We start from the raw sequence: 13,153 nt of genomic DNA on the forward strand, positions 1-13,153 counted from the left end.
CCCTGACCGAAGCAGGAGGCGGTTCGCCCGTGACGAGTTCCACGCGTTCCCCGAAGACCCCGGCGCTCGACGTGGCCGGGCTGCGGGCCGCGCTGCGTGAAGGCGTGGACGGCGAGGTCAGGTTCGACGCCGGGAGCAGAGGCGCGTACGTCACGGACGGCTCCAACTACCGCCAGGTGCCGATCGGCGTCGTCGTACCGCGCAACGTCGAGGCGGGGGCCCGGGCGGTCGAGGTGTGCGCCCGTTTCGGCGCGCCGGTCCTGTCACGCGGCGGCGGCACCAGCCTGGCCGGCCAGACCACCAACACCGCCGTCGTCATCGACTGGACGAAGTACTGCGACGCCCTGGTCTCGGTGGACCCCGACGCCCGCACCTGTGTGGTCGAGCCGGGCATCGTCCTGGACGAGCTCAACCGGCGACTCGCCGGCCACCGGCTGCAGTTCGGCCCGAAACCCTCCACGCACAGCCACTGCGCGCTGGGAGGGATGATCGGCAACAACTCCTGCGGATCCTCGGCGCAGGCGTACGGCAAGACCGTCGACAACGTCCGCCGGCTGGAGATCCTCACCTACGACGGACTGCGCACCTGGGTGGGGCCGACCTCGAAGGCCGAACGGGCCCGGATCGCCGCCGAGGGCGGGCGGAAGGCCGAGCTGTACGACGGCCTGGACCGCATCGCCGGCGAGTACCTGGCCGACATCCGGCGCGGCTACCCGAAGATCCCGCGCCGCGTCTCCGGCTACAACCTGGACTCGCTGCTGCCGGAGAACGGCTTCGACGTCGCCCGCGCCCTGGTCGGCAGCGAGGGCACCCTGGTCACCGTCCTGCGCGCGGAACTCGACCTGGTGCCGGTGCCGCGCCGGCAGTCGCTGCTCGTCCTCGGCTACGAGGACATCTGCCGTGCCGGGGACGACGTCGCCCGGCTGCTGGAGCACTGCAACCCCAGCCAGCTCGAAGGGCTGGACGGCCGGATGGCGCAGCTGATGCGCGAGGAAGGCGCCCACCTCGAATCGCTCGACGTCCTCCCCGAGGGCGACAGCTGGCTGCTCGTGCAGTACAGCGGCGACAGCCAGGAGGACGTCGACGAGCAGGCGCACGCGCTGCTGCGCGCGATCGGACGCAGCGAGAAGGACGCGGACGTCGCCTTCTCCGACGACCCCGAGCGCGAGCAGCGGATGCTCAGGGCCCGCGAGGCCGGGCTCGGCGTCACGGCGCGGCCACCGGACGACCGCGAGACCTGGGAGGGCTGGGAGGACTCCGCCGTCCCGCCCGAGCGGCTCGGCGACTACCTGCGCGACCTGAAGGGCCTCTTCGAGGAGTTCGGCTACGACCACCCGTCCCTGTACGGGCACTTCGGCCAGGGCTGCGTGCACACCCGTATCCCGTTCGGGCTGAGGACCGCCGAGGGCGTCGCCGCCTTCCGGCGCTTCGTGGAACGCGCGGCCGACCTCGTGACCTCGTACGGCGGGTCCCTGTCCGGCGAGCACGGCGACGGCCAGTCCCGGGGCGAGCTGCTGACCCGGATGTTCGGCACCCGGCTGGTGACCGCCTTCGGGGAGCTGAAGACACTGTTCGACCCCGGGAACCGGATGAACCCGGGCAAGGTCGTCGACCCGAACCCGGTCGACGGGCAGCTGCGGCTCGGACCCACCTGGCGCCCGGACACCCCCGGGACACACTTCGACTACCCGGAGGACGACCACTCCTTCACCCGCGCCGTGATGCGCTGTGTCGGGATCGGCAACTGCCGCACCCAGGAGGGCGGTGTGATGTGCCCGTCCTACCGCGCCACCAGGGAGGAGGAGCACTCCACCCGGGGCCGGGCCCGGCTGCTGTTCGAGATGCTCGGCGGACACGAGGACTCGGTGATCACCGACGGGTGGCGTTCCACCGAGGTGAAGGACGCCCTCGATCTGTGCCTGGCCTGCAAGGGCTGCAAGTCGGACTGCCCGGTGGGCGTCGACATGGCCACCTACAAGGCCGAGTTCCTCTCCCACCACTACGAGGGGCGGCTGCGCCCCGCCGCCCATTACGCGATGGGCTGGCTGCCGCTGTGGGCGCGGCTCTCCCGGATCGCTCCGTCCCTGGTCAACACGGTCCTCCACGCCCCCGTACTGGCGCGTGCGGGCAAACGGCTGGCGGGGGTCGCGGGGGAGCGGCAGGCCCCCGTGTTCGCACGGCAGTCCTTCGTCCAGTGGTGGAAGGAGCGTGGCGGAACCGAGCCGGATCCGGCCGGTCCGAGGACCGTCGTGCTGTGGCCCGACACCTTCGGCAACCACTTCCACCCCTCCGTCGCGATCTCGGCCGTACGGGTCCTGGAGGACGCGGGGTTCGAGGTCGCCGTACCCACGCAGCCCGTCTGCTGCGGGCTGACCTGGATCTCCACCGGCCAGCTGTCGACCGCCCAGAAGGTGCTGCGACGCACCCTCGACGTGCTGCGGCCCTACCTGGACGCGGGAACCCCGATCATCGGTCTGGAACCGTCCTGCACCGCCGTGTTCCGGTCCGACGCCGTGGAGCTGATGCCCGCCGACCAGGACGTCAGGCGGCTGGCGGGCCAGGTCCGGACCCTCGCCGAGCAGCTCGTCCACCACGCCCCCGAGGGCTGGCGGCCGCCGGAACTCGCCCGGCGGGCGACCGTGCAGACCCACTGCCACCAGCACGCGGTCATGAAGTTCGACGCCGACCGGGAACTGATGCGCCGGGCGCACGTCGACGCCGACGTCCTGGACGAGGGCTGCTGCGGGCTGGCCGGCAACTTCGGCTTCGAACGCGGCCACCACGAGGTGTCCATGGCCGTCGCCGAACAAGGCGTCCTGCCCGCCGTCCGCGGGACAGCCACCGGCAGCCTGGTCCTCGCCGACGGCTTCAGCTGCCGCACCCAGATCGAACAGGGCGACACCGGCCGCCGGGCCCTGCACCTGGCCGAAGCGCTCGCCCTCGGTCTCGACGGGAACCTGCCCGGCCGGTACCCCGAAAGCCTCGGCCGACGGCCCGGCCCGCCCTCCGGCGCGGCCCGGTGGGCGGCCACCGCGGGCGCCACGGCACTCGCGGCCGGCCTCGTGACCACGGCCGGACGGGCCGTCCACAGGCGCTGCCGCCGCCCCTGACCGGGCCCGGCCCGGGACCGGTACGCACCGGGACCGCGCGCCCGGACCGGGAACCCGTCAGGCCCCGGCACCCGTCGAGACCGCCCGCGACCCCGAACCCTCTGACCCCGGAAAACCGAAAGGTCCCCCATCATGTCGAAGAAGGTCTCCGACCACGTTCTCGAGCGTCTGCGCGACTGGGGAGTGGAGCACGTCTTCGCCTACCCCGGCGACGGCATCAACGGACTGCTCGCCGCCTGGGGCCGCGCCGACGACAACCCGCGGTTCGTCCAGGCCCGCCACGAAGAGATGGCCGCGTTCCAGGCCGTCGGCTACGCCAAGTTCTCCGGCCGGGTCGGCGTGTGCGCCGCGACCTCCGGGCCCGGCGCCATCCACCTCCTCAACGGCCTGTACGACGCCAAGCTCGACCACGTGCCCGTCGTCGCGATCGTCGGACAGACCAACCGCAGCGCCATGGGCGGCTCCTACCAGCAGGAGGTCGACCTGCTGAGCCTCTACAAGGACGTCGCCTCCGACTTCTGCGAAATGGTCACCGTCCCCGAACAACTGCCCAACGTGCTCGACCGCGCCCTGCGCACCGCCATGGCCCGCCGCTCCGTGGCCGCGGTCATCATCCCGGCCGACGTGCAGGAGCTCGACTACACGCCGCCCGAGCACGCCTTCAAGATGGTCCCCTCCAGCCTCGGCATGCCCCACTACGCGCCGGTGCCGGGCGACGACGACCTCGCCCGTGCCGCCGAGGTCCTGAACGCGGGCGACAAGGTCGCGATCCTGGTCGGCCAGGGCGCCCGCGGTGCCCGCACCGAGGTCATGGCCGTCGCCGACCGGCTGCGTGCCGGGGTCGCCAAGGCCCTGCTCGGCAAGGACGCCCTCGACGACGAACTGCCCTACGTCACCGGCTCCATCGGCCTGCTCGGCACCCGGCCGTCGTACGAGATGATGACCGGCTGCGACACCCTCCTCGTCATCGGCTCCTCCTTCCCGTACACCCAGTTCCTGCCGGAGTTCGGGCAGGCACGCGCCGTGCAGATCGACATCGACCCGCACATGGTCGGCCTGCGCTACCCCTTCGAGGTGAACCTCGTCGGCGACGCCCGCGAGACCCTGACCCGGCTGCTGCCGCTGCTGAAGGGCGGCGGGGACAAGAGCTGGCGCAAGAAGATCGAGAAGGACACGGCCCGCTGGTGGGAGGTCATGCAACGGCGCGCCGCCGTCGACGCGGACCCCGTCAACCCGGAGTACGTCGTGCACACCCTGAACGACCTGCTGCCCGACGACGTCATCCTCGCCGCCGACTCCGGCTCCGCCGCCAACTGGTACGCCCGGCACCTGAGGCTGCGCGGCGCCATGCGCGGCTCGCTGTCCGGCACCCTGGCCACCATGGGCCCCGGAGTGCCGTACGTCATCGGCGCGAAGTTCGCCCACGGCGACCGCCCGGCCATCGCGCTCGTCGGCGACGGGGCCATGCAGATGAACGGCATGGCCGAGCTGATCACGATCGCCAAGTACTGGCGCGAGTGGGCCGACCCGCGCCTGATCGTGGCGGTGCTGAACAACCGCGACCTCAACCAGGTCACCTGGGAGATGCGCGCCATGTCCGGAGCCCCGCAGTTCCTGCCCTCCCAGTCGATCCCCGACGTCCCCTACGCCGACGCCGCCCGCCTGTTCGGCCTGGAGGGCATCCGGATCGAGCGGCCGGACGACGTCCAGGGCGCCTGGAAGACCGCGCTCGCCGCCGACCGGCCCTGCGTGCTGGACTTCGTCACCGACCCCGCCGTGCCACCGATCCCGCCGCACGCCGGTCTCGACCAGATCGAGGCGGCGGCCCTTTCCGTCGTCAAGGGCGACAGCGACCGCACCGACATGGTCCGCCAGGGCTTCAAGGCCAAGGTGCAGGAGTTCCTGCCCGGCCGCCGGCACCGGGAGGACCGGCCCGGAGCCGAGGACGACACGTGAGCGACACCCCGGTCGTGGAGCGGGTGGACACCGCGGTGTTCACCGTTCCCACCGACGCGCCCGAGGCCGACGGCACCTTGGCCTGGGACAGCACCACCCTCGTCCTGGCCGAGGTCCGCTGCGGCCCTGTCACGGGCCTCGGCTACACCTACGCGCCCGCCGCCACCGCCCGCGTCGTCGACGACCTCCTCGCGGGCGTCGTCACCGGGCGGCCGGCGCTGGACGTGCCCGGCACGAACGAGGCCATGCACCGGGCCGTGCGCAACGCGGGCCTGCCCGGCGTGTGCGCCCAGGCGATCGCCGCCGTCGACATCGCCCTGTGGGACCTCAAGGCACGCCTGCTCGGCCTGCCCCTGGTCCGGCTCCTCGGTGCCGCCCGCCAGGAGGTGCCGCTCTACGGGAGCGGCGGCTTCACCACCTACGACGACCAGCGGCTCGAACGCCAACTGCGCGGCTGGACCGAGGAGGAGGGCATCCCCCGTGTCAAGATCAAGATCGGCGAGTCGTGGGGGCGCCGGGAGGACCGGGACCTGCGGCGCGTGGGCCGGGCACGTACCGTCGTCGGCGACCGCGTGGACCTGTACGTCGACGCCAACGGCGGCTACGACGCCAAACAGGCCCTCCGCGTCGGCCGGGCGATCGTCGACGACGGGGTGACCTGGTTCGAGGAACCGGTCTCCTCCGACCACCTCACCACCCTCGCCCGTATCCGCGCCCAGGTGTCCCAGGACGTGACGGCCGGCGAATACGGCTACACGCTGCCCTACTTCGAGCACATGCTCGCCGCCGGTGCCGTGGACTGCCTCCAGGCCGACGTCACACGCTGCGGCGGCATCACCGTGTGGCTGCGCGCCGCCGCCCTCGCCCAGGCCCGGGGCATCGAGATCTCGGGCCACTGCGCCCCGCACGCCCACGCCCACGCCGCCGCGGCCGTGCCCAACCTGCGGCACCTGGAGTGGTTCCACGACCACGTCCGCATCGAGCGCCTCCTCTTCGACGGCACCCTCACCCCCGACGGCGGCGCCCTCACACCCGGCGACGACGGCACGCCGGGACTGGGCCTGACGCTCGACCACGAGCGCGCCCGGCCCTACCGCGTCGGCTGACACCAGGAGGCGGCACCGATGACCACGACGTCCCACCCACCGCACGCGCTGCACGACTACGCCCTGCTCGCGGACGGGGAGCGCGGCGCCCTGGTCGGACCGGACGGCGCCGTCAACTGGCTCTGCGCGCCCGCCTGGCACGACGAGGCCGTCTTCGCCTCCCTCATCGGCGGCCGAGGCGTCTACGCGGTGACCCCGACCAGCCCCTGGGTCCCCGGCGGCTACTACGAGGACGGCACGCTGATCTGGCGCAGCCGCTGGGTCACCACCGAGGGCGTCGTCGAGTGCCGCGACGCCCTGGCCTTCCCCGGCGAGGAGAACCGTCTCGTCCTGCTGCGGCAGCTGATCGCCGTCGACGGTGCCGCGCGCGTCCACGTCGTACTCGCCCCGAGCGCGGACTACGGACGGGCCCCGCTGTCCTCCACCCACCGTGACGACGACGGCGTCTGGCACCTGACCACCGGCCGCCACCGTCTGCGCTGGCAGGGTGCCCCGTCGGCGGCGTTCCGCGACGAAGCCCTGGTCGCCGATCTCGAACTGCGGCCCGGCAGGCGGCACGACCTCGTCCTCGAGTGCTCCGACGCACCCCTCCCGCACAGCCCGCCGACGGCGCGGCATGCCTGGGACACCACCGAACGGGCCTGGCGGCGGGCGGTGCCCGAACTGGAGCACACCATCGCCACCCGTGACGCCCGGCGCGCGTACACCGTCCTGCGCGGTCTGACCGCCCGCGGCGGCGGCATGGCCGCCGCGGCCACCACCAGCCTGCCCGAACGCGCCGAGGCCGGCCGCAACTACGACTACCGGTACGTGTGGATCCGCGACCAGAGCTACGCGGGACAGGCCGCGGCCGCCACCGGCGCCCCCGAACTCCTCGACGCGGCGGTCCGGTTCGTCGGCGAACGGCTGCTCGCCGACGGCCCGCACCTGGCACCCGCCTACACCGTGCACGGCGCACCCGTCCCCGGTCAGCGGGACCTCGACCTGCCCGGCTATCCGGGAGGCTTCAGCCGGATCGGCAACCACGTGCGCGAGCAGTTCCAGCTGGACTGCTTCGGCGAGGCACTGCTGCTGTTCGCCGCCGCCGAACGCCTGGACCGGCTCGACGCCGACGCCCGGCGGGCCGCCGAGACCGCGGTGCGGGCCGTCGCCGCCCGGTGGCGGGAACCGGACGCGGGCATCTGGGAGCTGGACCACCGGCCCTGGACGCACAGCCGGCTCACCTGCGTCGCGGGACTGCGGGCCCTGGCCGCGGCGGCACCCCGCCGGCCGCTCGCGGACACCTGCACCCGGCTCGCCGACACCCTGTTCGAGGAGGCCGCGGCGAGCAGCGTGCACCCCGACGGGTACTGGCAGCGCACACCCGACGACACCGCGGTCGACGCCGCGCTGCTGCTGCCCGCGCTGCGCGGGGCCCTGCCCGCCGACGACCCCCGCACCCGCGCCACCCTCACCGCGTGCCGGGAACGGCTCACCGACGACCACTTCGTCTACCGGTTCCGCCACGACGACAGACCCCTGCGGGAAGCGGAGGGCGCCTTCCTGCTGTGCGGCTTCGTGATGGCACTGGCCGAACACCGGCAGGGCGGCGCGGTCGAGGCCCACCGCTGGTTCGAACGCAACCACGACGCCTGCGGGGCGTCGGGCCTGTACGCGGAGGAGTTCGACATCGCCCAGCGCCAACTGCGCGGCAACCTTCCGCAGGCCTTCGTGCACGCGCTCCTGCTGGAGACCGCCGCCCGCCTGGCCGAGGAGCCCGCCCGCCACGACAACCGTCACCGGACAAGGAGTTGACACATGACCCAGACCGTCGTCATCACCGGAGCCAGCGCCGGCATCGGCCGTGCCACGGCGCGCCTGTACGCCGGGCGCGGCGCCGACGTCGTCCTGATCGCCCGTGGCCGGGCCGGGCTGGAGGCGGCCGCCGAGGAGGTCGCCGCCCTGGGCGGACGTCCCCTGGTCCAGGTCGCCGACGTGGCCGATCCGGAACAGGTGGACGCGGCGGCCACGGCGGCCACGGAGCTGTTCGGCCCCCTCGACGTCTGGATCAACTGCGCGTTCAGCACCGTGTTCGCGCCGTTCGAGGAGATCACCCCCGAGGAGTACCGGCGGGCCACCGAGGTGACGTACCTGGGCTTCGTCAACGGCACCCGGGCCGCGCTGGAGCGGATGCTGCCCCTCGACCGGGGCACGATCGTGCAGGTGGGTTCCGCGCTGGGCGAGCGGGCGGTACCCCTGCAGTCCGTCTACTGCGGGGCCAAGCACGCCGTCAACGGGTTCACCTCCTCGCTGCGCACCGAACTGCGGCACCGCGGCAGCAACGTCCACGTCACGATCGCGCAGCTGCCCGCCGTCAACACCCCGCAGTTCTCCTGGGTCTCCTCCCGTCTGCCCAGGCACCCGCAGCCGGTTCCGCCGATCTACCAGCCGGAGGTGGCCGCCCGCGGCATCGCGCACGCCGCCGACCATCCGCGCCGCAAGCAGTACTACGTCGGCGCCACCACCCTCGCGACGATCTGGGCCAACCGCATGGCCCCCGCCCTGCTCGACCGCTACCTGGCCCGCACCGGCTTCGACTCCCAGCAGACCGACCGGCGGCCGAGCGGTGAGCACAACCTCCACGAGCCCGCCGACGGCGTCCAGGGCACGGACCACGGCGCCCACGGCGTCTTCGACGGCGTCTCGCACCGCTGGTCACTGGAGGCGGCACTGGCCCGGCACCCGGCCGCGGTCGCCTCCGTGCTCGCCGTCGGCGTCGCCGCCGCCGCGAGGGCCGGACTGGCCGGACGGCACGCTACCGCCCCACGGCGCGGCCCCCTGGCCCTCGTACGGCGGTGAGGGTCGCGTACACCACCACGTTGCCGCGGTATCCGCCGTCCCCGGCCTGGCCCCCGCAGGTGATCACACGGAGTTCGGGCCGCCCGGAGCCGCCGTAGACCTTCCCGTTGGGGAAGTGGTCCCTGTCGTAGACCTCCACCGCGTCGACGGTGAAGACGGCGGTACGGCCGTCCACCCGGGCGACCTCGACCGTCTCGCCCTTGGTGACGGCGCCGAGCCGGTAGAAGACACCGCGGCGTCCGTCGCGCGTGTCCACGTGCCCCGTGGTCACGGCGGTGCCCCGCGAACCGGGTGTCGTGCCCCCGCCGTACCAGCCGGCGAGACCGGGGTCGCCCTCGGGCGGGGGCCGCAGGGCCCCCGCCCTGTCGAGGCCCAGCCGTGCCAGGGCCGCGTCCACACCGATCGCGGGGATACGGAGCCGGACGGGTTCGGCGGACGGCAGCGGCGGGTGGACGGGGTGCGCCGGCGGGGCGGCGAGGCCCGCCGGCGGAGTGGAGAAGGCCTGGTCGGCCGAGGGCTGCGGGGGCCGTCTGTCGACCAGGGTGCCCAGCACCAGCAGGACGCCCGCCACCAGCGCCAGGATCAGATACGCGCTCGGCGGGACGAACGTGCGCGGAGGCGTACCGGCCTCGTCCCTGGATTCCTTCACGGTGGGGCCTCTTGCCTGGAGGGAGCCGGACGGGGCCCGTTCCCGCGGTCCAGGGAACGGACGCCGTGCCGAGGTGGCGGGAGCGGAGGGTCAGGACCGGGTGCCGTACGAGCGGCGGCGCATCCTGAGCAGGGCCCCGGCCGCGGCCGCGGTGATCAGCGCACCGCCCAGGGCGACCTGGGTGTCGGTGTCCCCGGCGTCTCCGAAGCCGGCGTGGACGGCACCGTTCGGCTGCCGCTCCGCGATCTCGTACGTGTCCGTGAGCTTGATCCGCGGCGGGCACTTCACGATGACGGTGTCGGTGCCGGACGCCCCCTCCGCCGGGATCTGGAACTCACCCGTGAGCACGCCCTTGCGGTCGCTTCCGAACATGTGGAACTGGCCCCCCACCGCCGACTCGCCCTTGCCGTACGTCACGTCCGGGCCGCAGGCCGTGGTGGTGACCGTGACGGTGGAGCCCGGCAGGCCGTTGCCCGGGTTGATGCGGAGTTCCGTGTCGTCGGCGGCCACGGCGGCCGGGCTCTGTAGAGCCATGACCCCGAGGAGCAGTCCGACACCGACGCCAACGTGTGTGTTTCGCAAGGGAATCCTCCGACAAAGCAGTGGCCGGCCAGTCCGCTCGGCGCTCCAGTGGTCTCCACCGACGAGAAAACCGACGCTCCGTCAGCTCCGCAACAGGAGACAGGGGGCACGGGCGTCACCCGGGCGGCCGCGGCGACCGCTCGGGTACCGGCGTTTGCGCAGGTCGCGGAAGCGGTGGCCGGGTCGCCGCGGGAGGCGGATGGGCTAACGCCCCTCGTCCCCGAACGGGGCAAGGGGCGTACGGCCGTATGCGCGGGGTCCGGTCACGGTCCGGTCGTCGCTCACCCGCTTCACGGAACGCCGGCCTCGGTGGCGGTGCGGACGTCGTCACCACCGCCGGCCGTGTCCGGAGCGTGCGCGGGAAGACGCCGTACGGCCGGGACACAGAGAAGCGCGAGCGAGGCGGGGACCGCGACGAGCGTCATCGCGTACAGCGTGGGCCGCACGCCGAGGGAGTCGGAGACCGGACCGGCGAGCGCGAGGCCCAGCGGCATGAGTCCCGACGACAGCAGGTAGTCGTAGGAGCTCACGCGGGACAGGGCGGCTTCGGGGATGTGCGTCTGTAGCGCGGTCTCCCAGATGACGAAGAAGAGCGAGACGGCGACGCCGGTGACCGCTTCGAGGACGGTGATCACGGCAAGTGTCGCGCCGGAGCCGATGATGACGGCCTGGCAGGAACCCACGGCGAGCGCCGCGGCGGCCAGGGCCATCGGGTGCCTGACCCCGATCCGGTAGGCGCAGACGTCTCCCACGATCGAGCCGATGCCGAAGCCCGCGGTCACGACGGACCAGCCGACCGCGCCGCCCCACTCGTCCTCGGCCAGGACGGGCCCCAGCACGAACACCGCCGGCAGCACGACGACGTGGTAGACGGAGATGGCCGCCATGCCGGACCACACCCACGTCCGGCTGCGCACCTGCGTCCAGCCGGCGCGCAGTTCCCCGAGGAACTTTCCTCCCGGGGCGGACGGAGGCGTCCCGGGTGCCGTGCCGCGAGGCGTCAGCCGGGCCAGGAACGCGGCACTGGCCGCGAAGGTCAGCGCGTCCACCGCCAGCGCGCCGCCGGGCCCGGCCAGCGCCACCAGCCCTCCGGCCAGGGCCGGGCCGACCACCAGACCGGCCGACTGGACGAACCCGCGCAGGGCGTTCGCCTCCCGCAGCCGGTCGGCCCCGACGAGCAGGGGCATCAGCCCCGTGGCCGCGGGCATGAAGAACGCGTCGGCCGTGCCGAACACGATCATCAGCAGCACGAGATGGCGGACCTCGGCGACGCCGGTCAGCAGCAGCGCCGCGGCGATCCCCTGCACGGCGAACCGCACCAGGTCCGACACCAGCATGATCCGGTGCCGTGGGAAACGGTCCGCCCACACCCCGCCCACCAGGGCGAACAGCAGCATGGGCACGAGTCCCGCGGCAGCCAGCAGCCCCACGTCGGAGGCGGACCCGCCCACCGAGAGCACGGCGAAGGGCACGGCGACGAACGACACGCGGTCGCCCACGACCGACAGGGACTGCCCGATGAACAGGCGGGCGAACTGCGGCTCGTCACGCAGTACGGGGGGAACCAGAGACTTCACGAAAACGACCGATCGGGGACGGCGGGGCAGGACTGCAGCGCCCGATGGTAAGCAGTGCCCGCTTCACCGGTCATCTGTATTCCGCAGGTCAGGCCGTTCCCCCGCGCGGCTCGGCGGTGAGCGGGGCGGAGGCGCCCGGGCGTGCGGCCACGGTCGCGGTGGCCGGATTCCGCCGGCTCGGCGCGCCTGTTAGTATTGATCTTGAGCCGGTCGGAGGAAGTCGCTCCGGTCGATCACGCGTTGGTGGTCCAAGGAAAGACGCCCCGCTTCCTGCGGGGAAATGCAGGTGCAAGGCCTGCCCGGCGCTCTTTCGGAACCCTGTCCCGCACCTGGGTGACAGGGTTCCTTGCTGTCCGGGACGGGCCCGGAGCCGGCGGAAGAGGTCCGGCGTACGGGCTCTGGACCCGGCGTCGTACGGGCCGAAACCCGCCTTTGCGGACCGTGGTCTCCTACGGGTGCGCGATCTCGGTGATGACCTGGTCGTAGCGCCGGACGTTCCCGGTGAAGGCCGAGTTCGGGTACTTCTTCCGCAGTCGGGCCAGGGCGGCGTCCACGTAGGCCCACATGTCACCGGCGTCGGAGTGGGCGTCGAAGACGGCGTGCGCGGCCCATTCCCCCTCGTCGCTGCTGACGTAGGCCTCGTACTTCTGCTCCTCGGTGGTGACGGCCATGGCTGTGTCGGTCTCCTGGGGCGTGGTGTGCGCGGTGTCGTCACTCGTGGCGCCCGAGGGCCGGGCCGCCTGCGCCGTCCCCGGCGCTGTGAGGAGCGCCGTCGTCGCGGCTGTGCCGGCGGCGGCTCCCAGTACGGTCCGCCGGGAAATCTCTGACACGGTTCTCCCCCCTGTGCCGGCACCCCCGAGGTGAGGGGCCCACGGCCGACCCTACATTCAACTACCTTCAGTGGAAGAGGAGTTGATGGACGGGCGTGTCATCTCCGCCCTGGCCGACACCGGCGGCGCGGCGCGCGGGCCCGCCACAGGGCGGGACGGTGGGGGAGCGCGGGCTAACGGCGGGCCCGGCGGTAGGCGATCAGCAGTCCCAGCAGGATGCCGACGAGGAGGGTGACGGTCAGGACGATCCACAGGGGGAGGGTGACCTGGGGGATCCATAGCCGGATGGTCACGGAGCTGGTGTTGGCGGCGATGAACCAGATCGCCAGGGCCGCCAGCACGAAGAAGCCGATGCTGCGTAGCCGGTAGTCCCGCCCCTTGACCGTCACGGTGGACGGCCCGTGTTCCTTCGCGGTCTTCTGGGCCATGAAGCCAGTATCCGGCTGTTCACCCGCGCGGGCGACTCGGTCGGCCGTGACGGGGCCGCCGGGCTCTTCGAGGCCGC

10 protein-coding genes are annotated in these 13,153 nt (G+C 73.1%); 5 read left to right on the top strand and 5 right to left on the bottom strand.

What is annotated here, in order from left to right:
* The first annotated feature begins 29 nt into the window (after window positions 1-29).
* The 5 genes from CW362_RS08710 (at window position 30) to CW362_RS08730 (ending at window position 9,010) form a co-directional block, all read left to right on the top strand.
* The gene (locus CW362_RS08710; protein WP_103548788.1) at window positions 30-3,110 is read left to right on the top strand and encodes an FAD-binding and (Fe-S)-binding domain-containing protein; all 3,081 of its coding nucleotides are present in this window, start codon (window positions 30-32) and stop codon (window positions 3,108-3,110) included.
* A gap of 132 nt (window positions 3,111-3,242) precedes the next feature.
* Window positions 3,243-5,066, top strand: coding sequence for a thiamine pyrophosphate-requiring protein (locus tag CW362_RS08715; RefSeq protein ID WP_103548789.1), 1,824 nt, complete (start codon window positions 3,243-3,245; stop codon window positions 5,064-5,066).
* Entirely contained in the window at window positions 5,063-6,172 is a 1,110-nt protein-coding gene (locus CW362_RS08720; RefSeq protein WP_103548790.1) for an enolase C-terminal domain-like protein, read from the top strand. The genes CW362_RS08715 and CW362_RS08720 overlap by 4 nt, the downstream gene beginning before the upstream one ends.
* 18 nt (window positions 6,173-6,190) lie before the next feature.
* Window positions 6,191-7,966, top strand: coding sequence for a glycoside hydrolase family 15 protein (locus tag CW362_RS08725; RefSeq protein WP_103548791.1), 1,776 nt, complete (start codon window positions 6,191-6,193; stop codon window positions 7,964-7,966).
* A gap of 3 nt (window positions 7,967-7,969) precedes the next feature.
* Window positions 7,970-9,010 (top strand): SDR family oxidoreductase, encoded by a 1,041-nt coding sequence (locus CW362_RS08730; protein ID WP_103548792.1) that lies wholly within the window; start codon window positions 7,970-7,972, stop codon window positions 9,008-9,010.
* Here the strand turns inward: CW362_RS08730 and CW362_RS08735 are convergent.
* From CW362_RS08735 to CW362_RS08755, 5 genes are all read right to left on the bottom strand, one after another.
* Window positions 8,967-9,596: a class F sortase gene (locus tag CW362_RS08735; protein ID WP_103548835.1), complete on the bottom strand. Its 630-nt coding sequence runs from the start codon at window positions 9,594-9,596 to the stop codon at window positions 8,967-8,969. The two genes, CW362_RS08730 and CW362_RS08735, sit on opposite strands and share 44 nt — an antisense overlap.
* A gap of 153 nt (window positions 9,597-9,749) precedes the next feature.
* Window positions 9,750-10,193, bottom strand: coding sequence for a sortase (locus tag CW362_RS08740; protein ID WP_240657722.1), 444 nt, complete (start codon window positions 10,191-10,193; stop codon window positions 9,750-9,752).
* Between the two features lie 338 nt (window positions 10,194-10,531).
* A complete protein-coding gene (locus CW362_RS08745; protein ID WP_103548794.1) occupies window positions 10,532-11,818 on the bottom strand; it encodes an MFS transporter in 1,287 nt (428 codons plus the stop codon).
* 449 nt (window positions 11,819-12,267) lie between these two features.
* On the bottom strand, window positions 12,268-12,648 hold the full coding sequence (locus tag CW362_RS08750) for a hypothetical protein (protein ID WP_103548795.1): 381 nt from the start codon (window positions 12,646-12,648) through the stop codon (window positions 12,268-12,270).
* Window positions 12,649-12,821: 173 nt separating this feature from the next.
* Complete coding sequence (locus CW362_RS08755) at window positions 12,822-13,076, bottom strand: lipopolysaccharide assembly protein LapA domain-containing protein (protein WP_167455609.1); 255 nt, start codon at window positions 13,074-13,076, stop codon at window positions 12,822-12,824.
* Window positions 13,077-13,153: the final 77 nt, after the last annotated feature.

This window comes from Streptomyces populi, assembly GCF_002911015.1.
GTDB classification, from domain to species: domain Bacteria; phylum Actinomycetota; class Actinomycetes; order Streptomycetales; family Streptomycetaceae; genus Streptomyces; species Streptomyces populi.

Bases quoted from the DNA above. Each gene is read 5' to 3' on its own strand.
- CW362_RS08755 (WP_167455609.1), bottom strand. From the start codon at position 13,076: ATGGCCCAGAAGACCGCGAAGGAACACGGGCCGTCCACCGTGACGGTC.
- CW362_RS08715 (WP_103548789.1), top strand. From the start codon at position 3,243: ATGTCGAAGAAGGTCTCCGACCACGTTCTCGAGCGTCTGCGCGACTGG.
- CW362_RS08725 (WP_103548791.1), top strand. From the start codon at position 6,191: ATGACCACGACGTCCCACCCACCGCACGCGCTGCACGACTACGCCCTG.
- CW362_RS08740 (WP_240657722.1), bottom strand. From the start codon at position 10,193: ATGGCTCTACAGAGCCCGGCCGCCGTGGCCGCCGACGACACGGAACTC.
- CW362_RS08730 (WP_103548792.1), top strand. From the start codon at position 7,970: ATGACCCAGACCGTCGTCATCACCGGAGCCAGCGCCGGCATCGGCCGT.